22 protein-coding genes are annotated in these 22,504 nt (G+C 71.2%); 6 read left to right on the top strand and 16 right to left on the bottom strand.

The annotated features are described in order from the left end of the window. Positions 1 to 169 precede the first annotated feature (169 nt). The gene (locus ABD127_RS00895; protein WP_344196729.1) at positions 170 to 1,378 is read left to right on the top strand and encodes a S1C family serine protease; all 1,209 of its coding nucleotides are present in this window, start codon (positions 170 to 172) and stop codon (positions 1,376 to 1,378) included. 18 nt (positions 1,379 to 1,396) lie between these two features. On the opposite strand, the gene ABD127_RS00890 is transcribed toward ABD127_RS00895, so the two are convergent. The 10 genes from ABD127_RS00890 to ABD127_RS00845 all read right to left on the bottom strand — a co-directional run bounded on the left by ABD127_RS00890 (position 1,397) and on the right by ABD127_RS00845 (position 10,502). Next, on the bottom strand, positions 1,397 to 2,377 hold the full coding sequence (locus ABD127_RS00890; RefSeq protein ID WP_344196727.1) for a permease prefix domain 1-containing protein: 981 nt from the start codon (positions 2,375 to 2,377) through the stop codon (positions 1,397 to 1,399). Next, a complete protein-coding gene (locus tag ABD127_RS00885) occupies positions 2,374 to 2,715 on the bottom strand; it encodes a PadR family transcriptional regulator (protein WP_344196725.1) in 342 nt (113 codons plus the stop codon). Before ABD127_RS00885 ends, ABD127_RS00890 begins: the two co-directional genes overlap by 4 nt. A 140-nt stretch (positions 2,716 to 2,855) precedes the next feature. Then, positions 2,856 to 3,716, bottom strand: a complete 861-nt coding sequence (locus ABD127_RS00880) for an aldo/keto reductase (protein ID WP_344196723.1) — start codon at positions 3,714 to 3,716, stop codon at positions 2,856 to 2,858. A gap of 30 nt (positions 3,717 to 3,746) precedes the next feature. Beyond that, a complete protein-coding gene (locus ABD127_RS00875; protein ID WP_344196721.1) occupies positions 3,747 to 4,754 on the bottom strand; it encodes a hypothetical protein in 1,008 nt (335 codons plus the stop codon). Positions 4,755 to 4,850: 96 nt separating this feature from the next. Beyond that, positions 4,851 to 6,734 (bottom strand): alkaline phosphatase, encoded by a 1,884-nt coding sequence (locus ABD127_RS00870; RefSeq protein ID WP_344196719.1) that lies wholly within the window; start codon positions 6,732 to 6,734, stop codon positions 4,851 to 4,853. 205 nt (positions 6,735 to 6,939) lie between these two features. After that, on the bottom strand, positions 6,940 to 7,551 hold the full coding sequence (locus ABD127_RS00865; protein WP_344196717.1) for a CE1759 family FMN reductase: 612 nt from the start codon (positions 7,549 to 7,551) through the stop codon (positions 6,940 to 6,942). After that, entirely contained in the window at positions 7,548 to 8,657 is a 1,110-nt protein-coding gene (locus ABD127_RS00860) for a CE1758 family FMN-dependent luciferase-like monooxygenase (RefSeq protein ID WP_344196739.1), read from the bottom strand. The genes ABD127_RS00865 and ABD127_RS00860 overlap by 4 nt, the downstream gene beginning before the upstream one ends. A 37-nt stretch (positions 8,658 to 8,694) precedes the next feature. Next, positions 8,695 to 9,015, bottom strand: coding sequence for a hypothetical protein (locus tag ABD127_RS00855; RefSeq protein WP_344196715.1), 321 nt, complete (start codon positions 9,013 to 9,015; stop codon positions 8,695 to 8,697). Between the two features lie 35 nt (positions 9,016 to 9,050). Beyond that, positions 9,051 to 10,016: an MsnO8 family LLM class oxidoreductase gene (locus ABD127_RS00850; protein ID WP_344196713.1), complete on the bottom strand. Its 966-nt coding sequence runs from the start codon at positions 10,014 to 10,016 to the stop codon at positions 9,051 to 9,053. Positions 10,017 to 10,052: 36 nt separating this feature from the next. Further along, positions 10,053 to 10,502, bottom strand: a complete 450-nt coding sequence (locus ABD127_RS00845) for a nucleoside deaminase (protein ID WP_344196711.1) — start codon at positions 10,500 to 10,502, stop codon at positions 10,053 to 10,055. A gap of 101 nt (positions 10,503 to 10,603) precedes the next feature. Between ABD127_RS00845 and upp the strand changes: the two genes are divergently transcribed. Then, entirely contained in the window at positions 10,604 to 11,245 is a 642-nt protein-coding gene (upp, locus tag ABD127_RS00840; protein WP_344196709.1) for a uracil phosphoribosyltransferase, read from the top strand. A gap of 181 nt (positions 11,246 to 11,426) precedes the next feature. Beyond that, entirely contained in the window at positions 11,427 to 11,747 is a 321-nt protein-coding gene (locus ABD127_RS00835; protein ID WP_344196707.1) for a putative quinol monooxygenase, read from the top strand. 124 nt (positions 11,748 to 11,871) lie between these two features. Here the strand turns inward: ABD127_RS00835 and pntB are convergent, their stop codons facing one another. The 3 genes from pntB to ABD127_RS00820 all read right to left on the bottom strand — a co-directional run bounded on the left by pntB (position 11,872) and on the right by ABD127_RS00820 (position 16,795). After that, positions 11,872 to 13,260 carry a Re/Si-specific NAD(P)(+) transhydrogenase subunit beta gene (gene pntB / locus ABD127_RS00830; RefSeq protein WP_344196705.1) on the bottom strand — a complete coding sequence of 463 codons (1,389 nt, stop codon included), beginning with the start codon at positions 13,258 to 13,260 and terminating at the stop codon, positions 11,872 to 11,874. A 7-nt stretch (positions 13,261 to 13,267) separates the two neighbouring features. Next, entirely contained in the window at positions 13,268 to 14,872 is a 1,605-nt protein-coding gene (locus tag ABD127_RS00825; protein ID WP_344196703.1) for a Re/Si-specific NAD(P)(+) transhydrogenase subunit alpha, read from the bottom strand. 84 nt (positions 14,873 to 14,956) lie between these two features. Next, positions 14,957 to 16,795: an S-layer homology domain-containing protein gene (locus tag ABD127_RS00820; RefSeq protein WP_344196701.1), complete on the bottom strand. Its 1,839-nt coding sequence runs from the start codon at positions 16,793 to 16,795 to the stop codon at positions 14,957 to 14,959. Between the two features lie 135 nt (positions 16,796 to 16,930). Between ABD127_RS00820 and ABD127_RS00815 the strand changes: the two genes are divergently transcribed. Then, positions 16,931 to 17,584 carry an alpha/beta hydrolase gene (locus ABD127_RS00815; protein ID WP_344196699.1) on the top strand — a complete coding sequence of 218 codons (654 nt, stop codon included), beginning with the start codon at positions 16,931 to 16,933 and terminating at the stop codon, positions 17,582 to 17,584. A 21-nt stretch (positions 17,585 to 17,605) separates the two neighbouring features. Here the strand turns inward: ABD127_RS00815 and ABD127_RS00810 are convergent, their stop codons facing one another. From ABD127_RS00810 to ABD127_RS00800, 3 genes are all read right to left on the bottom strand, one after another. After that, a complete protein-coding gene (locus tag ABD127_RS00810; RefSeq protein ID WP_344196697.1) occupies positions 17,606 to 17,974 on the bottom strand; it encodes an STAS domain-containing protein in 369 nt (122 codons plus the stop codon). Then, positions 17,971 to 20,262, bottom strand: coding sequence for a SpoIIE family protein phosphatase (locus ABD127_RS00805; RefSeq protein ID WP_344196695.1), 2,292 nt, complete (start codon positions 20,260 to 20,262; stop codon positions 17,971 to 17,973). Before ABD127_RS00805 ends, ABD127_RS00810 begins: the two co-directional genes overlap by 4 nt. 87 nt (positions 20,263 to 20,349) lie before the next feature. Next, positions 20,350 to 21,144, bottom strand: coding sequence for an SDR family NAD(P)-dependent oxidoreductase (locus ABD127_RS00800; protein ID WP_344196693.1), 795 nt, complete (start codon positions 21,142 to 21,144; stop codon positions 20,350 to 20,352). 68 nt (positions 21,145 to 21,212) lie between these two features. On the opposite strand from ABD127_RS00800, the gene ABD127_RS00795 reads away from it, so the two are divergent. Then, positions 21,213 to 21,674 carry an SRPBCC family protein gene (locus ABD127_RS00795; protein ID WP_344196691.1) on the top strand — a complete coding sequence of 154 codons (462 nt, stop codon included), beginning with the start codon at positions 21,213 to 21,215 and terminating at the stop codon, positions 21,672 to 21,674. Between the two features lie 69 nt (positions 21,675 to 21,743). Further along, positions 21,744 to 22,502, top strand: a complete 759-nt coding sequence (locus ABD127_RS00790; RefSeq protein WP_344196689.1) for an ABC transporter permease — start codon at positions 21,744 to 21,746, stop codon at positions 22,500 to 22,502. Positions 22,503 to 22,504: the final 2 nt, after the last annotated feature.

The raw sequence follows: 22,504 nt of genomic DNA, 5'->3' as shown, positions 1-22,504 counted from the left end.
TTCGAGTGATGCACCTTCGGCCGCTCGGACACGCCACCGCCGAGTACCTTACGTCAGCCCTGCCATGACGGCCCAATGGGGTCGATTCCTCGCAAACCTTGCGGATCGTCACAGGATCGCCCTATGTAGGGCGGGTTCTCTAGAACTACCGATTCCAAGGAGCCTTGCTGTGAGCGATCAGACGACACCCCGGTCCGACGGCCAGTACCCCGCCGTTCCCCCGCCCCCGCCCCACGGCGCGGTCCCGCCGCCACCGCCCCCGGCGTTCACCCCGCCGCCGGCGCGGGCGAACCACCGCCGCGGCCTGGCGATCGCCGCCGTCGGCGTGGGTGCGGCGCTGCTGTTCGGGGCCGGCTCCGCAGGCCTGACCTACGCGATCACCGAGGCGCACGCGAACAGCGGCACCACGGCCGCCCCCGGCATCACCGAGCTCGTCCCGAACGACCAGGGCCAGACCCAGAACGCCAGCTCCCCGGCGACGGATGCAACAGAAGAGCAGGAGGCCGGCCTGGTCTACATCAACACCGTCGTCGGCTACGGCGACGGCGGCGGTGCGGGCACCGGCATGATCCTGACCAAGAACGGCACGATCCTCACCAACCACCACGTCATCGAGGGCGCGACCAAGATCGAGGTCGAGGTCGTCAGCACGGGCGAGACCTACCAGGCCGACGTGGTCGGCTACGACGCGACGGCCGACGTCGCGGTGCTGCAGCTGCAGGACGCGTCGAACCTGACGACCGTCTCGCTCGACACCGCGCAGGACGTCGCCGTCGGCGACGCGATCACCGCGGTCGGCAACGCCAACGGCGACGGCGGCGCGGCCAGCGCGGCGGCCGGTGTCGTCACCGACCTCGACCAGAGCATCACCGCCCAGTCGAGCACGGGCTCGGAGGAGCTCGCAGGCCTCATCGAGGTCGACGCCGACGTCGTGGGCGGCGACTCCGGCGGAGCGCTCTACGACGAGGACGGCGACGTCATCGGCATGACGACGGCTGCGTCGTCGGGCCAGCAGGACATCGTCGGCTACGCCGTTCCGATCCGCGACGCCCTGACGGTCGCGAAGAAGATCGTCGCCGGCACCGAGACCGAGACGAACCACCTCGGCGACAGCGCCTTCCTCGGCGTGCAGCTCGACCCGCAGTCGCAGACCCCGCTCGTCGCGGGCACGATCGAGGACACCGCCGCCGCCGAGGCCCAGATCGCGGCCGGCAGCACCATCACCTCGTTCGAGGGAACCCCTGTCAACACCCCCGACGAGCTCTCCGGCCTCATCGCCGAGCACGCCCCGGGCGACAGCGTCACCCTGACGTGGGTCGACGGATCCGGCGCCGAGCACACCGCCACGGTGACGCTCAAGGCCGGACCCGTCGGCTGACCCACCCGCGACCGGGGCTCAGGCTGCGGCCTGGGCCCCGGTCGCGCGTGCGGCCTGCCGGTTCTTCACCACCGCGTCGACCACGGTGCCCACCTCGACCGCGATCGCGACCAGCACGACACCGAGGTTGATCCGGTCGAGCACGGTCGGAGTGATGTCGAGCGCGGCGACGAGCTCGGGACTGATCAGCTCGCCCTGCGTCGCGAGCCACACCACCGGAACGATCCACGCCAGGGACGTGATCACGACCCCCGCGACGATGCCCCACGAGTAGGAACCGACGCGGTACTTCGCGACCTCGAGCACCATGCAGAGCACGAGCACGCCGATCAGGAACGGCAACCAGAAGGACCACAGGTCGGGGTTCAGCACGGCGACGTCGTCGCCGTCGGGCCCGTCGATCCAGCTGCGGAAGTGCTGCAGCACGAGCACCGCGATGATGACGCCGATCGTGACGACGCCGCCGATCGCGTCCGCCAGCGAGACCTGCTGGCGCTTCGGCAGCTCCGGCAGCTGGTCGACCGTCCACCGAGGCAGCTTGGCGTCGACGTCCACGCGCTCGAGGATCGCGAAGGCGAGCGTCACCCAGAAGGCCACCTGGAACGCCGCCTCGATCGCCGTGCCGATGCCGGCACCGATGACGTCCCCCGCGTCGCCGTCGCTGGCGAGGCTGCCGATCGCCGCACCCGCTCCGGCCAGCACGGGCACCCAGATCAGGCCGATCAGCAGGATCTTCCACCAGAGCAGGAAGTAGCGCGGACCGATGAGGTGCAGCGGACGGTTCGCGTACTGGGCGGCGAGCGCCGCTGGGTTGCCGAGCTCGGCCAGCACGGCTCGCTCGGCCTCGACCGGGTCCTCCCCGGCCTCCACCCGGCCCGCGACCATGTCGTCGATCGTGGCCGTGAGCTCGCGGGCGATGTCGGTGCGCTTCTCCTCGCCCATCCACCGCGTCGTCGCGTGGACGTAGCGATCGGTCAGCGTGGTGGTCGTCGTGGTCATGAGGCAGTCCCCTCGGTCAGTCGGTTCACGGAGGTCCGGAGGGCGTCGAGGTCGGCGAGCATCGCCGCCAGGACGCGCTCCCCCTCCGGCCCGGTGCGGTAGATCTTGCGCGGACGCGACGCCGTCGTGTCCCACTCGGCGGTCAGGAGGCCCTGCTCCTCGAGGCGGCGCAGCAGCGGGTAGAGCGTGTTGGCGTCGACCGCGATACCGGCCTGGCTCAGCGTCTGCAGCAGGGCGTAGCCGTACCCGGGCTCGCGGAGCGCCGCGAGGCTCGCCATCACGGCGGTGCCACGGCGGAGCTCCTGGAGGTGCCCGGGAAGTACGTCGTCCTTTGTCATGTGTAGGACATTACTGTGCGTCACACAGTATGACAAGAACGGTGGGTACCGGTTCCCCCTTCGAGGCTCCTTCGTCGCACCTCAGGGGGCGGAACGCGCGAACGCCCCGGCCGGCGGCCGGGGCTTTCGTGGGAGGTGGGTCAGACGGCGGCGGTGAGGGCCTCGACCTCGTCGTCGCTGAGCTGCAGCGCGGCGGCGGCCACGTTGTCTTCGAGGTGGTCGACGCTCTTCGTGCCCGGGATCGGGAGCACGACGGGCGAGCGGTGCAGCAGCCAGGCCAGCGCGAGCTGCGACGGGCTCGTGCCGTGCTGGCCGGCGAGCTCGGTGAGCGGTCCGTCGCTGGCCGCGAGCTCACCGGTGGCGAGCGGGAACCACGGGATGAACGCGATGTTCTCGGCCGTGCAGTGGTCGAGCAGCTCCTGCGCGTCGCGGTGGGCGAGGTTGTAGAGGTTCTGCACCGAGACGATCTCCGCCGTCTGCTGCGCCTCCTTGAGCTGCGCGACGTCGACCTCGCTGAGGCCGATGTGGCGCACCTTGCCCTCGTCCTGCAGCTCCTTGAACGCGCCGACCTGGTCGGCGATCGGCACCTCCGGGTCGATGCGGTGCAGCTGGATCAGGTCGATCCGCTCCAGGCCGAGGCGGCGCAGGCTCAGCTCGACCTGCTGCTTGAGGTAGGCCGGGCGGCCGACGGGGATCCACTCGCCCGGGCCCGTGCGCGTCAGGCCGGCCTTGGTCGCGATGACGACGTCGTCGGCATAGGGGTGGAGGGCCTCGCGGATGAGCTCCTCGGAGACCGTCGGCCCGTACGAGTCGGCGGTGTCGACAAGGGTCACGCCGAGCTCGACGGCGCGGCGCAGCACGGCGACGGCACCGTCGCGATCCTTCGGCCACCCCCACACCCCGTCGCCCGTGATCTGCATGGCGCCGTAACCGAGACGGTGGACCGGGAGGTCTCCTCCCAGGGCGAAGGTTCCTGCGGCGGACGCGGTGGGCTGGTTCATGAACACTCCTGTGTCTGGGGTACCTCTGGGTCAACGAGCCGCAGGCGGCGAACCTTCCCCGGTCAGGACCTTCTCAGGCTCGGCCTCGACGGCCGGTGCCTCCGCCGGCGCAGCCCCGCGCCGCCGCCACACCACCGCGGCGACGACGAGGGCCACGAGCAGCAGGCCGGTCCACGGGATCGCAGGGCTGCGGAAGTCGGCCGTGGTCGCCCCGGGAGCCGTGATCTGGTCCTCCCCGACGACGAGCCCAGCCGTCTCGACCTTCCCTGAGAGCACCATCACGGGCCAGGCGTCGAGCTCGACGACGCCCGTCGTCGTGTCGCCCGGCAGCAGCTCGTCGACCGTCACGAGCTCCTCCGAGCCGCCGACGCCGAGCAGACCGGCCGCCTCGACCCGCGTGCCGGCGCCGACCCGCGTGTTGCCGGTGTTCTCGATCTCGTAGCGCACCGTCAGCGTCCCCGGACCGAACGGGATCCACGACGAGCGGTAGTCCGTCTCGGTCACGTCGACCGTCAGCGCGGGCTCGATCTCTCCCGCGACCTGCAGGTGCAGCCGCACGCCGACCCGGTGCGTCACGGTCAGGTCGTCGCCCCCGGCGCTGAGGGCGACCGCGATCCCGGCGGGGTGGTCGCCCGGAACGGCGTCCGCCGGCACCGTGACCGTGACGGGCAGGACCCGGGTCTCACCGGCGGCGACCGCGACGGTGCCGTCGGCGGCGAGCCCGTCGATCGTGATCCAGTCACCTGAGTCGACCGGCTCGCCAGGAGCGATGTCGAAGGCGCCGTTGTCGCCGAGGAGCCCGTCGCCCGCGACCACCGTGAAGGTCGCCGCCTCGGACCCGAGGTTCGTCACCGCGACGTGGTCCTGGACCGACGCGCCCGGGTCGACGACGTGACGCAACGAGATCCGCTGGTCGGGACCCGCTGCGGTGGCGGGTCCGACGCTCCACTCGGTGTCGGCGTGGGACGGCGCGGCGCTCCACCCGACGCCGACGAGGGCGAGCAGGAGGGCCAGGGCGGTCGAGGTCGTGCGGGTCATCAGGGGTCCTTCACGAGGAGGGCGGAACGGGGCGGACGCCGGAGCGGAGCCGTGTGCGGCTCCACCCCGGCGCCCCGAGGGACGAGACCTTCTGGGTCAGTCCTTCGCGAACAGCGTCAGCGTGATCTCGCTGCCGTAGCGACCGGCCTCGGCGTCGGCCGGGACCGACAGGTCGAGGTCGGCCTCGACCGACGTGGAGCCCACGCGGGTCAGACGATCGGACTCGGCCAGCGTGGCCGGCGCCTCGAGGGTCGCGGTGCCACCGGCGGTGGCGCCGCCCTGCGACGCGAGCACGCGCGGCAGCCACGAGAGCGCCTCGGCACCGAACTCCCGGTTGCCGGCGACGAACGACGTGGCCGATCCGGAGAGCGTCCAGCCCTTGCCCTGCGCCTGCGCCTCGTTCCGCGAGTCGTTGACGAGGACCTCGGGCAGCTTGGCGCTCTGCTGGGTGCCGTCACCCTCGAACGCGATCGTCGAGCCGGCACCCGGGAGCGCGAGGCTCAGCTGGCCTGCCGGCGTGAGCGGGATCGTCGCCTCGAGGCCGTAGCCCGCGGGGTTCGTCGAGCTCGCGTGGCCGAGCAGGTCGAAGACCGTCTGGCCCACGTCGGTGTTGTCGAGGTAGGCGCCGCGCACGACGTCCCAGCTCGACGCCCGGTCCTGCAGGACCTCCGACCCCGCGCCCTTGGCGTACAGCGGCACGAGCGCGTTGGTGTGGTTGCCCGAGTGCCACGAGACGTTCGGCAGCTCGCCGGCCTCACCCGTCAGCGGCGTCCAGCCCGTGCCGGGTCCTGCGCCGGGGCCGGCCAGGTAGCCGGTCTCGTGGTCGGCCGTGACAACGACGAGCGTCTCGTCCCAGCTGCTGTTCTCCTCGACCCACGCGTTGACGGACTCGACCGCCTGGTTGAAGGCGACCTGCTCCTCGACGACGCGCGAGGTCTGGTTCGCGTGCCCCGCCCAGTCGACGGCACCGGCCTCGACCATCAGGAAGAAGCCGTCCTCGTCGGTCTCGAGCACGTTCAGCGCAGCCTCGGCCGCCGTGGACAGCGCCGGGACGCCGGTGAGCTGCGGGTCGGTGAACGGCGTGACCTGCGTGTTGGCCAGGCCCGGACGGTTGTACTGGAACGTCTGCGAGACCTGCGCGAGGCCGAACAGCTTGTCGGGCACGTTCTGGCCGGCCGCGATCTGCTCGAACTGCGACTTCGACTCGACGTAGCTGAACGGCGTCTGTCCGCCGGACACCCGGTTGAAGTCGTTCTGCGAGATCCACGAGCCGGAGCCGAAGTGCGACGAGCGCGAGGTGCCCGCGTCGGTGAAGTTCGGGTGGCCGCCGCCGATGATGACGTCGATGCCGCTGTCGATCATCTCGGTCGCGAGACCGTGGTAGTCGTTGCGGTTGGAGTTGTGGGCGATGAACCCGGCGGGCGTGGCGTGGTTGAACGGCACGTCCGTGACGACGCCGACCTTCTTGCCGACGGCCTTGGCCTGCTCCCCGAGCGTGGTCAGGCGGTTGGCCTGCGGGTCGAAGCCGATGACGCCGTTGTTGGTCTTGACGCCGGTGCCGAGTGCCGTGGCAGCGGCCGCGGAGTCCGTGGCGCCGGAGGCGACCCACGTGAAGTCGCCCCACGCCGACTCGGTGACGTAGTCGGCACGACCGTTGGCCGCGAAGTGCGACTGGCCGACCTGGACGGGGTAGGAGTCGTAGACCTGGCTGGCCTGACCCTCGACGTGCTCGATCGAGCCGGTCGACGGGTCGACGGCGACCTGCTGGTAGCCCTGACCGGTCTCGTACAGACGGGCGGCGTCGAACTGGTTGTAGCCGGCGCCGTCGGAGATCAGCACGATGACGTTCTTGGGTGCGGCGGGGGCGACGGGCGCCTCCTGGGCGGTGGCGGAGACCAGCGGGGCGGCGCCGACGGCGAGCCCGGCGATGCTGGTCAGGACGATCCGGCGGGTGTTCCGCCCGAACGCGCTGTGGTTCATCTTGTCCTCTTCTGTGGGGTTGGCTTCCGGCACGACTCCGGGGCCTCCCAACCGCACTTCCCCCGAAACGCGCACGTCCGACGCTGTCGAGGAACGGCAAAGCAGAACCCCCCGGTCGGTGACCGAGGGGTGAACTACCTGTGGGTAGCGGCTGTCACCTGTGAACCAGCACGCAACCATCGGCGCGGCACCAGTGGCGGGGGTGTCAGTCCTGCTGGCGCAGCGGGTCGGAGATGCTGAGCATCGTCTCGCTGAACAGGTCGATCTCGTCGCTGGCGGACCGGCCGGAGCCGGAGCCCTGCACGAGCGAGAGCAGCTCGCGCACTGCACGCTCGACGCGCGAGGTCAGCGCGCCGGCACCCTCACTGCCCCAGTCGTGCGGGGAGGCGAAGACCCCGGTCGGGACGACGACCGCCTGGAGGTACGCGAAGAGCGGACGCATCGCGTAGTCCAGCGCGAGGGAGTGCCGCGCGGTGCCGCCGGTGGCGGCGAGCAGGACGGTCTTCCCGACCAGGACGTCCTGCTCGATCGCGTCGAAGAACGCCTTGAACAACCCGGTGTACGAGGCCTTGTAGATCGGCGTGACCGCCACGACGCCGTCGGCGTGCACCAGCAGGTCGTGCACGTGCTGCAGCCGCGGCGACACGAAGCCCGTCACCGAGGCGTCGATGACGTCGTGCGCGAACGGGCGCAGCTCGACGGTCTCGATCGACACCGACGGGTCCGAGCGGCGGATGGCCGCCGAGATCTGCTGCGCGAGCAACGTGCTGCTCGACGCGTCGCTCACCCCCGCCGAGACCACCACGACACGGCTCACGCGGACACCTGCTCCGCACCCTCGGTCGCGTTCGCCGCGTCGCGAGCGGCCACACGAGCGGCGTGCGTGGGGGCGTCCGGCACGTCGGCCGGCCGTCGCGCGTCGAACTCGGCGCGCAGGGTCGGCAGGACCTCACCGAGCAGGTCGAGCTGCTCCAGCACGACCTTCTGCGGCAGGCCCGCGTGGTCGACGAGGAACAGCTGGCGCTGGTAGTCGCCGAAGAAATCGGCGAACGTCAGGGTCTTCTCGATGAACTGCTGCGGGCTGCCGACCGTCAGCGGCGTCTGCGCCGAGAACTCCTCGAGGGAGGGGCCGTGGCCGTAGACCGGCGCGACGTCGAAGTACGGGCGGAACTCCTTGACCGCGTCCTGGCTGTTCTTGCGCATGAAGAACTGACCACCCAGACCGACGACCGCCTGCTGCGGCTCGCCGTGCCCGTAGTGGGCGTAGCGCTGGCGGTAGAAGTTGATCAGCCGGATGTAGTGCTCCTTCGGCCAGAAGATGTTGTTCGCGAAGTAACCGTCGCCGTAGTACGCCGCGAGCTCGGCGACCTCGGGCGTGCGGATCGAGCCGTGCCACACGAACGGCGCGACGCCGTCGAGCGGGCGGGGGGTCGCGGTGAAGCTCTGCAGCGGCGTGCGGAACTTGCCCTCCCACGTCACGACGTCCTCCTCCCAGAGGCGGCGCAGCAGCTGGTAGTGCTCGATGGTCAGCTCGACGGCCTTGCTGCCGTCGTAGCCGAACCACGGGTAGACGGGCGCGGTGTTGCCGCGGCCGAGCATCAGGTCCATGCGGCCGTCGACGAGGTGCTGCAGCGTCGCGTAGTCCTCGGCGAGCTTGACCGGGTCGTTGGTCGTGATCAGCGTGGTCGACGTCGAGAGGATGATCTTCTCGGTCTGGGCGCCGATGTAGGCGAGCGTCGTGGTGGGGCTCGACGGGACGAACGGCGGGTTGTGGTGCTCGCCGGTCGCGAAGACGTCGAGGCCCACCTCCTCGGCCTTCTTCGCGATCTCGACGGTGTTCTTGATGCGCTCGTGCTCGCTGATCGTGACGCCGTCGACCGGGTTGTGGGTCACGTCGCCGACGGTGAAGATGCCGAACTGCATGCTGCTCATGTCGTCGCCTCTCGCACTAGTTTACCGTTCAATTAATTGGTGCAACCGGGCGCGAGGCCCATTCATTCCCGGTGTCTCGGCCAGCATCCGCCGAGACCGATCGCGCCCTGCTTCCGGGCTTTCGGTCCCACGTCACGGTCACGACGGCGGAGCCCGCAGCAGCCGACGGCTCGACCGGCCGGATCAGCGGTGTCACGACTCCTCGACTTCCGTCGTCGGCGATGGTCTGCAACGCCAGTGTCTCACTTTCGGCCGGGGAGATGCCTGGGTTCGCGCCCATGTCGAGGTCGAGACCCGCATCGACCAGGTCGAGCAGAGCCTCGGCGCCCGCATCGACCAGCTCGAGCACAGCCTGGGTGCCCGCGCGCAGGCTGACCCCGGCCGTCAGACGACGAGGTCGCGCAGCAGCCGGTCCGACGCGAGCAGCGCCGCGCGGTCGTAGGTCGAGGTCGAGGCCATGAGCTCATCGGCGCCTGTGCGGGCCTGCAGCTCCTCGAGCGCGGCGCCGACCGTAGCGGGGGTGCCGGCGACGGCGCCGTCGAGCGACCTCTCGACCCGGCGGCGCACCTGGTCGGGCCACGACTGCGCCCGAATCGCCGCGACCGACTCCAGCGGCGGGAACTCCCCCGACTGCCGCGATCGCGCCATCGCCCAGGCCTCGGGCAGCGCGAGCTCGCGGGCCGTCGCGGCGTCGTCCGCGACCGTCACGTCGAGCGAGATCGTGACGTACGGGTCCGCAGCGTGCCGGCTCGGACGGAACTCGCGTCGGTAGGCCGCGAGCAGCTCGCCGATCTCCTCCCCGTGGAGCACGGGCCCGCCGATCACGAGGGGCAGACCGAAGCGTGCGGCGACCTCGGTCCCGCGACCCGTCGCGAGCAGCGACAGGCGCACCGGCGGGTCGACGACCGGGTGCGGCGTGACCGCTGCCGTGCCGTCGAGCAGGTCGCGCAGCTCCGCCAGGTCGTCCTCGTACGTGTCGGAGCCGGTGGCCCGCAGCGCGGTGCGCACGGGAGCCGTGAAGCCGAGGGAGCGACCAATGCCGAGGTCGACGCGTCCCGGGTTGAGCGCCTGCAGCATCGCGAACTGCTCGGCCACCACGAGCGGCTGGTGGTTGGGCAGCATCACGCCGCCGGAGCCGAGACGGATGCGAGAGGTCGCCGCACCGATCGCGGCGAGCAGGACCGCGGGCGAGCCGCTGGCGATGCCGGGCACCGCGTGGTGCTCGGCGACCCAGAAGCGCTGGTACCCGACCTGCTCGGCGTGCACGGCCCGCTCGACCGAACCGGTCAGCCCCTCGGACTCCGGGAGTCCGTCGCGGGTGCGCGAGCGGTCGAGCAGCGAGAGCCTCACGTCAGGTCCAACGGCCCCCGGTCGGCGACTGTTCCCTCAGCGATGGGTGGCGAAGAACGCGCGCAGCATCGCGCCCGACTCGTCGGCGAGGACACCGGACACGACCTCCGGCCGGTGGTTGAGGCGCCGGTCACGCACGACGTCCCACAGCGAGCCCACCGCGCCCGCCTTGTCGTCCCACGCCCCGAACACCAGCGTGCCGACGCGGGACGTGACGACGGCGCCGGCGCACATCGTGCACGGCTCCAGCGTGACGACGAGCGTGCAGTCCTCGAGCCGCCACCGCCCCCGCGTGGCCGCGGCCTCGCGGATCGCCACGACCTCGGCGTGCCCGGTCGGGTCGGCGTCGCGCTCGCGCGTGTTGCGTCCTCGGCCGACGACCTCGCCCGACGGATCGAGCACCACGGCCCCCACGGGCACGTCACCCGTCGCCAGCGCGGCGCGCGCCTCGTCGAGCGCGAGGCGCATCGCCGCGAGGTGGTCCATGCCCTCGATCGTCCCAGAACCCCGGCCTGTCCGGTGGCTGAGGTGCGAGTGCCGCCTGCGGCGCGAGCCTCGAAGCCTCGCCAGCCACTACCCTCGGACCCATGCAGGTCCACGTCGCCGACCATCCGCTCATCTCGCACAAGCTCACCGTGCTGCGCGACGAGCGCACCGACTCCCCCACCTTCCGCCGCCTGGCCGAGGAGCTCGTGACGCTGCTCGCCTACGAGGCGACCCGCGACGTGCGCGTGGAGCCGGTCGAGGTGCGCACGCCGGTCGCTGCGGCGACCGGGGTCAGGCTCTCCGAGCCGCGACCGCTCGTCGTCCCGATCCTGCGCGCCGGGCTGGGCATGCTCGAGGGGATGCAGCGGCTGCTGCCGACCGCCGAGGTCGGCTTCCTCGGCATGATCCGCAACGAGGAGACGCTCGAGGCCGACACCTACGCCGAGCGTCTGCCGGACGACCTGTCGGGCCGCCAGTGCTACGTGCTCGACCCGATGCTCGCCACGGGTGGCTCGCTCGCGGCCGCGATCGGCTTCCTGGTCAAGCGCGGTGCCGACCACATCACGGCGGTCTGCCTGCTGGCCGCGCCTGAGGGCATCGAGCGGATCGAGCGCGAGCTCGAGAGCATCGGCGTGCCGGTCACGCTCGTCGTCGCGGGTGTCGACGACCGCCTCGACGAGAACGGCTACATCGTCCCGGGCCTCGGCGACGCCGGCGATCGCCTGTACGGTGTCGTCGACTAAAGCGCCCTCTAGGGCGCGTACGTCGACGGCAGGTCGAGCGTCCCGCGACGAAGTCGCGCCGTCGTCGAGACCCCCGCACCTGACGGGACCCACCGGCCACGGCACCCCACCAGCCCCGCGTGCCGCCGCACCAACCGCCTGAGAGTCTGAGGACGGACATCCCTCCGACGAAAGGCTCCCCATGATCGTCATCACCGCCAAGTTCCGCGTCAAGGCCGAGTCGGTCGACGCCTGGCCCGAGATCACCCGCGCGTTCACCGAGGCGACCCGCGCCGAGCCCGGCAACCACTGGTACGAGTGGTCGCGCAGTCTCGACGACCCGCAGGAGTACGTGCTCCTCGAGGCGTTCGACGACGACGCGGCCGGCGCGCACGTGAACTCCGACCACTTCCGTCAGGCGCAGGCCGACCTGCCGCCGCACCTGGAGGAGACGCCCCGCATCATCAACGGCGTCCTGCCGATCGACGGCTGGTCCGAGCTCGGCGAGCTCGCCGTCGACTGACCCCGCTGGCTGACTCGAGGTTTCGAGGCTCGGCCGCGGGTGGCCTCGCACCTCAACCACCGGTGGTTGAGGTGCGAGGAGCTCTCGCGACGAGCCTCGAAACCCTGCCGGCCCAGAACCGGGGCTAGAGGGCGCGGATGATGTCCTCGACGCGGTCCTTTGCGTCGCCGAACAGCATCTGCGTGTTCTCGCGGAAGAACAGCGGGTTCTGCACGCCCGCGTAGCCGGCGGCCATCGAGCGCTTGAACACGATGACGTTCTCGGCCTCCCACACGTGCAGCACGGGCATGCCCGCGATGGGGCTGCTCGGGTCGTCCGCCGCGGCCGGGTTGACCGTGTCGTTGGCGCCGATCACGAGCACGACCGACGTCGACGCGAAGTCGTCGTTGATCTCGTCCATCTCGAGGACGATGTCGTACGGGACCTTGGCCTCGGCCAGCAGCACGTTCATGTGGCCCGGCAGGCGACCCGCGACGGGGTGGATGCCGAACCGCACCTCGACGCCGCGCTCGCGCAGCTTCTTGGTGAGGTCCGCGACCGGGTACTGCGCCTGCGCGACGGCCATGCCGTAGCCCGGGGTGATGATGACGCTGGTCGCGTTCTTCAACAGCTCGGCGGTGTCCGGGGCGTTGATCTCGCGGTGCTCGCCGTACTCGGTGTCGTCGCCACCCGTGGGCGCGATGCCGAAGCCGCCGGCGATGACGGAGATGAACGAACGGTTCATCGCCTTGCACATGATGTAGCTCAGGTACGCACCCGACGAGCCGACGAGCGCGCCGGTCACGATCAGCAGGTCGTTGTTCAGCAGGAAGCCCGCCGCAGCCGCGGCCCAGCCCGAGTAGCTGTTGAGCATCGACACGACGACGGGCATGTCGCCGCCGCCGATCGAGGCCACCAGGTGCCAGCCGAGCGCCAGGGCGACGAGCGTGACGAGGATCAGCAGCCACAGTGCGGGCGAGATGACGAACCAGGTCGTGAGGATCGCGAACAGCGCGAGCGCCCCGAGGTTGAGCAGGTTCTTGCCCGGCAGCACGAGCGGCGCCGAGCTGATCTTGGCGCTGAGCTTGAGGTTCGCGACGATCGAGCCGGTGAACGTGACGCCACCGATGAACACGCCGATGAAGACCTCGGCGTTGTGGATGTCCTCGAGCGACTGCAGCGCGAAGTCCGGGTGCTCGAGGTAGCCGTTCCAGCCGACCAGCACCGCGGCGAGGCCGACGAAGCTGTGCAAAAGGGCGATGAGCTCGGGCATGCCGGTCATCTCGACGATGCGCGCACGCCAGAGCCCGATCGCACCGCCGATCGCGACGGCGACGAACAGCAGGATGATGCCCAGGGTGTCGGCGTTCTCGACCGAGAGCGTGATCGTCGCGACGAGCGCGATCACCATGCCGGCGATGCCGTAGACGACACCCGACTTGGCGGTCTCGTGCTTGCTCAGCCCCGCGAGGCTGAGGATGAACAGGAGGGCAGCGACGATGTACGCCGCGCCAGCGGCGGATTCGGTGGTCATGTGGTGATCAGCCCTTCGAGAACATCGCGAGCATGCGACGGGTCACGGCGAATCCGCCGAAGATGTTGATGCTCGCGAGCAGGATCGCGACGAACGAGAGCAGCTGGATGGCCACGTCGTCGGTGGCGACCTGCAGGAGCGCGCCGACGACGATGATGCCGCTGATCGCGTTGGTGACGCTCATGAGCGGCGTGTGCAGCGCGTGGTGGACCTTGCCGATCACGTAGTAGCCGATCACGATCGCCAGCACGAGCACCGTGAAGTGCTGCGGCAGCGGGTCCGGCGCGAACGCGTTGACGAGGAACAGGGCGGCGATGCCGGCCGCGATGAGCAGGCCCTTGGCGAGCGGGGTCGCCTTGGCCTTCGGCTCCGGCGCGGGCTCGGGGGCCTTCGCGGGAGCGGCCGGGGCGGCGGAGACCTGCACGGCGGGCGGCGGCCAGGTGGTCTGTCCGTCCCGCACGACCGTGACGCCTCGCTGGACGACGTCCTCGAAGTCCAGGACGAGGTGTCCGTCCTTCTCGGGGGTCAGCAGCTTGAGCAGGTTCACGAGGTTCGTGCCGTACAGCTGCGACGCCTGCGTGGGCAGACGGCCGGCGAGGTCGGTGTAGCCGATGATCGTCACGCCGTTCGCGGTGACGACCTTCTCGCCCGCGACCGATCCGGCGATGTTGCCGCCGTTCGACGCCGCCATGTCGACCAACACACTGCCGGCCTTCATGCTCGCGACGTCAGCCTCGGTGATGAGCACCGGCGCAGCGCGGCCCGGGATGAGCGCGGTCGTGATGATGATGTCGACGTCCGCGGCCTGCTCGGAGTAGATCTCCGCGGCGCGGCGGTCGTAGTCCTCGCTCGTGGCCTTGGCGTAGCCGTCGGTCGACTCCTCGACCTCGACGTCGACCTTGAGGTACTCGCCGCCGATCGACTTGACCTGGTCGGCGACCTCGGGGCGCGGGTCGGTCGCGCGCACGACGGCGCCGAGGCTCGAGGCCGCACCGATCGCGGCGAGGCCGGCGACACCGGCTCCGGCGACCAGGACCTTGGCCGGCGGCACCTTGCCGGCGGCCGTGACCTGACCCGTGAAGAAGCGACCGAACTCGTGTGCGGCCTCGACGACGGCGCGGTAGCCGGCGATGTTGGCCATCGAGCTCAGCACGTCCATCGACTGCGCCCGCGAGATGCGCGGGACGGCGTCCATCGCGAGCACCGTGAGGTTGCGCTGCGAGAGCTCGGCCAACAGGTCCGGGTTGAGCGCGGGGGACACGAAGCTGGCGACGACCGCGTCGTCGGTGAGCTGCGGGATCTCGCCCGAGCTCGGCGCGTTGACCTTCAGGACGACGTCGGCGCCCCACGCCGTGGCGGTGTCCGCGACCTCGGCCCCGGCCTCGGCGTACGCCTCGTCGGTGAAGGCGGACTTGGCGCCGGCCCCGGACTCCACGACCACGCGGTAGCCGAGCTTGATCAGCTGGGCGACCGTGGCGGGCGTCCCAGCCACGCGGGTCTCGCCGGGGGCGGTCTCGGTCACGACGCCGATCACGGAGCCAGGACCGGAATCGGGTGCTGCGCTAGGTGCCGTGTCGAGCACGGTCTCCTGCGACTCGATCTCGTCTGTCATTCGGCGAACGTTACCCGTTTGTAATCCGGCCTGGACGGCGGTGCGACGCGCGTCACACACCGAGGTCACGAGCACTGCCTGACGTCAGTCGATCCCGAAGCGGTCCCAGGAGAACAGCCCGTCCTGCTCGTGTCCGTCGATCAGCGCCGAACTCCGCGCCGAGAAGACGACGTACCGTCCGTCGGCCGACATCCGAGGCGAGCTGTGGAACCCGTTGAACGGCAGGCTGCCGTCGGGCATGCGGGTGATGACGTCGATCGATCCCGTGGTCTCGTCGAGCATCAGGACCTGGGTGCCTCCGTTCGCGTCGGGGATGAGGTCGCTGCGATCCCACGCGAAGGCGAAGTAGTCGGGGTGCGAGGAGAACAGCCGCTGGAAGCCGACGATCTCCTCACCGGTGCCACCGAAGTGCGTGGCCCGTGGGCCCTTCTCGAGCGAGCCGCTCTCGGCGTCCCACAGATACTCGTCGACGTAGGGGTCGTGCTCGGCCACGAGGTCCGTCGCCGACGACCGGACCTTGACGAACCGACCGTCCGGCGAGATGAGGTCGACGTACGATGCGGCGTTGCCGGGTCCTCCGCCCACAGCGCGCGACAGGAGGGTGATGTCGCCGTCGTCCCAGAGGTAGGCGTCCGCCAGGCCGTTGTCGTCCTCGGGGACCTCCGCGCCGGCGGACCAGAAGACGATGCGCGATCCGTCAGCGGAGGCCTGACCGCCCCCGACACCGCTCGTGAACTGCGGCCACGGAGCGTGGTTGATCGCGATCGTCTCGCCCGTCTCGCGGTCCCATCGATAGAGGTTGACGCCCGAGGGCAGGTCGTGATCGACGACGTCGTTCGCCCACGACGAGAACACGACGTAGCGTCCGTCCGCCGAGAGGCTCGCAAGTCCGGCATCGGTGCTGGACCACCGGCTCGTCGATCCCTGGCTCACCTTGACGCGCTCGTCGGTGGCGCGGTCGATCAGGAACACGTCGATGTCGTCGTCCTGGACATCGCCCGGAGCCATCCGTGCGCTCGCGGAGGTGACCGCGAGCCACCGTCCGTCGCCCGACAGGAGCCCGCCGTCGACGTAGTGGGCCTCGCCGTCGAGGTCCACGACCGGCGTCGACTCGCCGGCATCTCGGTCCCAGACGCTCACCCCGCCGACGACCGACGTGTCCGGGAGGGTGTAGCTGGCCCCGTGCACGACGGTTCGGCCGTCGTCGGACATCGACAGCATGGTCTCCGTGGGAGCAACGAGTCGGAAGGTGCCCCCGAAGACGGGTCGCTCGTAGCGGTGCAGGAACGCGGCCATCTGCTCGCGCAGCACCGGCTGCGACGGGCGGAAGGAGATCCCGTCCTCCTCCTCATACCCCGTGGTGATGCCGACGTAGGCGAGCCAGAGGATCTGGTCGAAGAAGACGTGGCTTCCCGCGACGTCGGTGAACAGCTCGAGGTCGCTCGACAGCGGCGGAACATCGGTCACGCCGATGTCGGCATCTCGCAGGCGATACAGGAACGCGGCCATCTGCTCGCGCAGCACGGGCTGCGACGGGCGGAAGCTCTTCTTGCCGCCAGGCTCGGTGTACCCCGTCGACACGCCGGTCGACGCCAGCCACACGATGGGCTTGAAGAAGACGTGCTGCGGCGAGACGTCGACGAAGGGCGACACCACTGGCACCTCGACCTCCGGCTCGCCGGCGACGCGGTAGAGGAAGGCCGCCATCTGCTCGCGCAGTACCGGGGCCGAGGGGTCGAACCGCGTGCCTCCAGGGCCGGGATACCCGCGGCTGATGCCTTCGTCGGCCAGCCACGTGATCTCGTCGAGAAAGACGTGCGAGCGGGGGACGTCAACGAACGTGGCACTCGCGGCAGACGTCGGCGCCGGTGTCCCGGCGGCGAGCAGCACCACCGCCGCGCCAAGAGCGATGAGTCGACGCATGCTGTGCCTCCGTTGTGTGTCCCGAGTGACGCGGCGAGATTAGGCGACGACGAGGTCACCCGGGGCCGTTTCCGAGAAATCACTCTTCGCAGCTATGGTTGACTCCTCAACTACCTTCGTCCCGGCAGGACCTTCATGACCACGACCCCCTCCTGGGCCGCGACCACCCTTCCCGTCACCGCGACGTTCGGTGGTGACGACGACGCCTCCCCGCTCGTCGTGCTGCTGCACGGGCGTGGTTCGAACGAGCGCGAGATCCTCCCGCTCGCTGCCCACCTCCCGGCCGGAGCGTCCTACGTCGCGGTCCGCGCGCCGATCGCCGAGGGCGGCGGGTTCGCGTGGTTCGCGAACCGCGGCATCGGACGTCCGGTCGCGGAGTCGCTCGCCGAGACGATGGCGTGGTTCAGGTCGTGGCTCGACACCCAGGCGCCCGCGGGTCGACCCGTCGTCCTGATCGGCTTCAGCGGTGGCGCCGCGTTCGCGGGCGGGCTCGTGCTGGCCGAGCCGCAGCGCTACGCCGGCGCCGCCGTCATGTTCGGCACGCTCCCGTTCGAGGCGGGCGTTCCCGTCACCGACGAGCGCCTGACGGGTCTGCCCGTCCTCGTGGCCCAGGGCGACCAGGACCACGTCATCCCGGCCGAGCTCCTCGGGCGCACCTGGTCGTACCTGCACGCAGGGTCCGGCGCGGAGGTCACGGCCCACCGCACGCCAGGTGGGCACGGGCTCACGCCCGACACGATCGACGTCCTGGCGAGCTGGCTCACGAGCCTGCTCGCCGACCAGGACTGACCGCCCGAGGCGCGACCCGGGTCAGGCGGGGCGCAGGGCCGACTCGACGTCCGGGAAGATCTCGAAGACGTCCTCCATGCCGGTGATCGTCAGCACGCGGTGCACGACCGAGTTGGGGCCGGCCACCCGGAACGAGCCGGCGTCGCGCACGACCTTCCAGGCCCCGACGAGGGCCGCGAGGCCGGAGGAGTCCATGAAGTCGACGCGGGTCATGTCGATCACGACGTCCTCGCCACCGGTCGGCAGGCTCTCGAGCAGCTCGGTGCGCAGGCGGCGCGACGTCTCCAGGTCGATGTCGCCGACGAGGCTGAACACCACCCGGCCCTCCCGGTCCTCGCGCGAGACGGACAGGGGGGACCGACGTGTGTCGTCGGAGGGTGTCGAGCTCATGAGCGGTCCTTCAGGTCGGGCGTGTCAGGCGTGGTGCGGTCGGGTGGTGCGGGGGCGCGACGCAGGGCGACGAGCGTGAGGTCGTCGTCCATCGTGCCGGGTACGGCTTCGAGGAGTCCAGCGATCCAATCGCCGAGGGGGCGGTCGAGCGGGAGGGCGGCGGCAGCGGCGCGCAGCTGGTCGACGGACTCGTCCAGCACGACGCCGCGGCGCTCGACGAGGCCGTCGGTGTAGAGGAGCACCAGGTCGCCGGGCCCGAGGGCCACGCGGTCGGTGCGCGCGTGACCGATGTCCGCGCCCAGCAGCGGTCGACCGGCGAGCGGCTGCTCCGCGGCGCCCGCTGCGGTCACGACCAGCGGCGGTGGGTGACCGGCGTTGGCCACCTCGACCTCGCCGGTGGTCGGGTCGACGACCGCCATCACGACGGTCGCGGTGCGCCCGGGGAGCACCTCCGCGACGAAATGGTCGAGGCGGTCGAGGGTCGTGCCCGGTGCGTGGCCGTCGATCGCGTAGGCGCGCAGCGCGGTGCGCACCTGCGCCATCGCCGTCGCCGCCTCGACCCCGTGTCCGGCGACGTCGCCGACGGTCACGCCCACGCGGCCGTCGGGCAGGTCGAATACGTCCCACCAGTCGCCACCCAGCTGGATGTCGGCTGCGGGGCGGTACCGCGCGAGCAGGTCGAGCCCGCGCACGGAGGGCGCCTCGTCGGGCACGAGCGCCTGCTGCAGCGACTCGGCCACCGCCGCGTGCTCGCGGGAGCGACGCACGAGCTCGTGCGACACGCTGCTGCGCAGCTGGTTGGCGACGCTCAGCTGCCACGGCTCCCACGGCTGGCTGTGGTCGCGCACGACCTCGCGCCAGCGGTCGAAGGACTTGCGCGGGCTGAGCCGGACATCAGGACCCTCCGCCGCGGCGAGCTCCTTGTTGCGCGGGTCCCCGCCCCAGTCGACGACGTGCAGCTGCGCCGGACGGACCCACATCATCCAGCGGTCGACGCTGTTGCTGATGACCAGCGCTCCCGCGGCGGTCTCCGCCGCGGTGGCCAGCTCGGGGTCGAGGTCGGCCAGGTGGTGCGAGGCGGTGGCCGTGCCGTCGGCGGAACGGAGCAGGCCTGCGATGCGGTGCAGCACCTCCGGCTCGGGCACGGAGCCCGCCGTGAGGAGCCGGTCGTTGACCCACACCGCGGCACCGCCGGCGCCCACGAGCTGAAGGGTCGCGGGGTCGGCCATCATCGCGTCGTGCACCGGGCCACTGTCGGCGCCCAGTCGGGTGACGAGCGCGGAGAGGGCGGTCGTCGCGCGCAGCTCGTCGAGCTGGCTGTCGGCGCGCTGGCGGTCGACGATGAGCTGCGACCCGGTCTGGCCGAGGAACTCGGTCGCGCTGCGGACGTCGAAGGAGACGTGGTGCGGGCCGGAGTAGTGGTGGCACGCGACGAGCCCCCAGAGCTGGCCGTCCGCGATCATCGAGACCGACATCGACGCCGTGACGCCCATGTTGGTCAGGTACTCGACGTGGATCGGCGACACGCTGCGCAGCGTCGAGTGCGACAGGTCGAGCGGCTGCCCGGTGTCCGGGTCGAGCACGGGGTCCAGGGCGACCGGCGTGTACCCGATGTCGGCGATGAGGCGGGTCCAGTTGACGGTGTAGAGGCGCCGCGCCTGGGCCGGGATGTCGGTCGCCGGGTAGTGCAGACCGAGGAAGGAGTTGAGGTCGGGGCGGCGGTCCTCGGCCACGACCTCGCCGTTCCACAGCTCGTCGAAGCGGTAGACCATGACGCGGTCGAAGCCCGTCAGCGTGCGGATCTCGGTCGCGAGCTGGTCGCACAGCTCGGTGACCGAGCCGGCCTGCGTCAGGCGGCCCACCGCGGTGCGCGCCGTGCGGTACGAGACGACCTGCCCCGCGCCGCCGACCGGCTCGAGCTCGACGACGACCCGGTCACCGGAGTGGTGCACGACGACGTCGACCGGGGAGCGGCCCAGCAGACCCTCGCCCGGGACGCGGACGCGGCGGGCGACGAAGAGGTCGTCGTCGGCGACCGCCTGACGCACGGCGGCGGCTGCCTCGCGGCCGATCACGTCGTGCAGGAGGCGACCGCGGATCTCCTCGACCGAGGTGCCGAGCATCCGGGGGGCGTTCGCCGAGACGACCTCGACGCGCTCGTCGATCGACGTGGCCAGGAGGAGTCCGTGCGGCTGGATCGCGCCCGGCACGTGGATCGGCTCGCGGTCGCACGTGCTGAGACTGGGGGTCTCATAAGCAGGCGTGTGATCAGGCGCGGACAGCGTCACGGGGTCCCTTCACGAGCGGATCCGCCCGCATGCTCGACCGGTTCGTCCCAATTCTAGCCAAACGCGGATCAGGGACCAGCGACGCGCCTACGGCAGGATCGCGTCGACGTACCCGCCGTCGACTCGCACGGCCGCTCCGGTGGTGGCCGACGCGAGCGGCGAGGCCAGGTAGGTGACCAGGTTGGCGATCTCTTCCGGCTCGATGAGGCGCTGCAGGAGCGACGCCGGACGATGCGTGCGCATGAACTCGCGCTGCGCCTCGTCCCACGGCAGGTCGTCGCCGACGAGCTGACGCACGAACTCCTCGACGCCGCCGGTGTGCGTGGGTCCTGCGATGACCGAGTTGACCGTGACCCCCGTGCCGGCGGCCTCCTTGGCGAAGCCCCGCGACACCGCGAGGAGCGCCGTCTTGCTGGTGCCGTAGTGGATCATCTCGGCCGGGATCGCGACGGCGGAGTCGCTGGCGATGTTCTGCACGCGGCCCCAGCCGCGCTCGATCATGCCCGGCAGGTAGCTGCGGATCAGGCGGACCGCGGTGAGCACGTTGACCTCGAGAAACCGGCGCCACTCGGCGTCGTCGATCTCGAGCGCGGGGCGCGCCTCGAAGATGCCGAGGTTGTTGATCAGCACGTCGACGTCCGGCACGGAGGCGAGCAGGGCGGCCGTGCCCTCGTCGGTCGTGACGTCGGCCGGAGCCTCGATGACGGCCGTCGCGCCGCTCTCCCTGCGCACCGTCTCAGCAGCCTCGGCGACCTTCTCGGGGGTGCGACCGTTGACCGCGACCACGGCGCCCGCGCGAGCGAGGCCGATCGCGATCGCCAGGCCGATGCCCTGGGTCGATCCGGTCACGAGCGCGGTGCGTCCGCTGAGGTCGATCTGCATGCTCGCCACGGTAGCCCTCGGGTGCGACTCGGCTTGCGGGCTCACCACGGCCGACGCACGGTGGAAGCATGACTGACACGACACAGCTGACCGTGACCCGCACGATCGACGCCTCGGCGGACGCCGTGTTCGACGTCCTGTCCAACCCGGAGCGTCACGCCGAGCTCGACGGCTCCGGTTTCGTCCGAGGCGACGCCGTCTCCGACCGCATCACCGCGACCGGGCAGGTGTTCACGATGAACATGGCCGGCGACCACATGGGCGGTGAGTACCAGACCGACAACCACGTGACGGGCTACGACAAGAACCACCTGCTCGCGTGGAAGACCGCGCCCGCCGGCGCCGAGCCGCCCGGCTGGGAGTGGGTCTGGGAGCTCGACGCCCAGGGGCCCGACCAGACCGAGGTCCGTCTCACGTACGACTGGGGCAAGGTCGACGACCCCGACCTGCTGAAGCAGGTCTCCTTCCCGCTCGTGCCGCAGGAAGGCCTCGAGCAGTCGCTCAACCTCCTCGCCGCCGCCGTCGCCTGACGTCGCCACGCTCGACCCCCGCGCCGTTCGCGCGGGGGTCTCGCACGTCCGATGGGCGACACTGCTGGGATGACGTCCCTCGACCCGTGGCGCGTGGTCGCGGCGATCGCGGTGCTGCTGGTGATCCTCGTCGTCGTGCTCACGGTCGCCGGGGTGCGGATCCGCCGTGACGCACTGGTCGCCACGGCGCGTGCGGGAGCGCAGCTGGCCGTCGTCGCGCTCGTCATCGCGTGGGTGTTCCGACACCCCGAGGGGATCGTCGTCTACGTCGTCGTGATGCTGGTCGCGGCCACGGCGACGGCGACCCGCCGCGTCGCCTGCGGGCGCGCGACGGTGCCGGTCATCGGGACTGCGATCGCCGCCGGCGCCGTCGTCACGGTGGTGCCGGTGTGGCTGTCGGGCGCGCTCGAGACGACGCCCGAGGCGCTCGTGCCGTTCGCGGCACAGATCGTCGGCGGCGCGATGATCGGCTCGTCACTGACGGGCGCCCGCCTGCGCGACGACGTCCGCTCCGGATGGGACCAGGTCGAGGCGTGGTTGTCGCTCGGCGCGACGCCGGCACAGGCCGTCGCCCCGTACGGCAGGACCGCCATCGGGGCAGCCCTCGCGCCGCCGGTGGACCAGACGCGCAGCGCCGGGCTCGTCACGCTGCCCGGCGCGTTCGTCGGCCTGCTGCTCGGCGGAGCGACCCCGGCCGAGGCCGCGTTCGTGCAGGTCCTCGTGCTGGTCGGGCTGCTCGTCGCCGAGTGCGTCGCGGGGGTCGTCACGGCCCGTGGACTCGGGCCCGTCCTCGGTGCCCACCGACCGGAGGACGCCGCGACAGGCTGAGG

Origin of the sequence: Aeromicrobium alkaliterrae, from assembly GCF_039529015.1 — a bacterium.
Classification (GTDB): Bacteria; Actinomycetota; Actinomycetes; order Propionibacteriales; family Nocardioidaceae; genus Aeromicrobium; species Aeromicrobium alkaliterrae.
The sequence above is the reverse complement of the archived record's forward strand: the minus strand, read 5'-3'. Positions and strand labels throughout refer to the sequence as shown.

Excerpts from the sequence above, each read along its gene's own strand:
- ABD127_RS00890 (WP_344196727.1), bottom strand. The coding sequence starts at position 2,377 with ATGACCACGACGACCACCACGCTGACCGATCGCTACGTCCACGCGACG.
- ABD127_RS00885 (WP_344196725.1), bottom strand. The coding sequence starts at position 2,715 with ATGACAAAGGACGACGTACTTCCCGGGCACCTCCAGGAGCTCCGCCGT.
- ABD127_RS00880 (WP_344196723.1), bottom strand. The coding sequence starts at position 3,716 with ATGAACCAGCCCACCGCGTCCGCCGCAGGAACCTTCGCCCTGGGAGGA.
- ABD127_RS00875 (WP_344196721.1), bottom strand. The coding sequence starts at position 4,754 with ATGACCCGCACGACCTCGACCGCCCTGGCCCTCCTGCTCGCCCTCGTC.
- ABD127_RS00870 (WP_344196719.1), bottom strand. The coding sequence starts at position 6,734 with ATGAACCACAGCGCGTTCGGGCGGAACACCCGCCGGATCGTCCTGACC.
- ABD127_RS00860 (WP_344196739.1), bottom strand. The coding sequence starts at position 8,657 with ATGCAGTTCGGCATCTTCACCGTCGGCGACGTGACCCACAACCCGGTC.
- ABD127_RS00845 (WP_344196711.1), bottom strand. The coding sequence starts at position 10,502 with ATGGACCACCTCGCGGCGATGCGCCTCGCGCTCGACGAGGCGCGCGCC.
- upp (WP_344196709.1), top strand. The coding sequence starts at position 10,604 with ATGCAGGTCCACGTCGCCGACCATCCGCTCATCTCGCACAAGCTCACC.
- ABD127_RS00835 (WP_344196707.1), top strand. The coding sequence starts at position 11,427 with ATGATCGTCATCACCGCCAAGTTCCGCGTCAAGGCCGAGTCGGTCGAC.
- pntB (WP_344196705.1), bottom strand. The coding sequence starts at position 13,260 with ATGACCACCGAATCCGCCGCTGGCGCGGCGTACATCGTCGCTGCCCTC.
- ABD127_RS00825 (WP_344196703.1), bottom strand. The coding sequence starts at position 14,872 with ATGACAGACGAGATCGAGTCGCAGGAGACCGTGCTCGACACGGCACCT.
- ABD127_RS00820 (WP_344196701.1), bottom strand. The coding sequence starts at position 16,795 with ATGCGTCGACTCATCGCTCTTGGCGCGGCGGTGGTGCTGCTCGCCGCC.
- ABD127_RS00815 (WP_344196699.1), top strand. The coding sequence starts at position 16,931 with ATGACCACGACCCCCTCCTGGGCCGCGACCACCCTTCCCGTCACCGCG.
- ABD127_RS00810 (WP_344196697.1), bottom strand. The coding sequence starts at position 17,974 with ATGAGCTCGACACCCTCCGACGACACACGTCGGTCCCCCCTGTCCGTC.
- ABD127_RS00800 (WP_344196693.1), bottom strand. The coding sequence starts at position 21,144 with ATGCAGATCGACCTCAGCGGACGCACCGCGCTCGTGACCGGATCGACC.
- ABD127_RS00795 (WP_344196691.1), top strand. The coding sequence starts at position 21,213 with ATGACTGACACGACACAGCTGACCGTGACCCGCACGATCGACGCCTCG.
- ABD127_RS00790 (WP_344196689.1), top strand. The coding sequence starts at position 21,744 with ATGACGTCCCTCGACCCGTGGCGCGTGGTCGCGGCGATCGCGGTGCTG.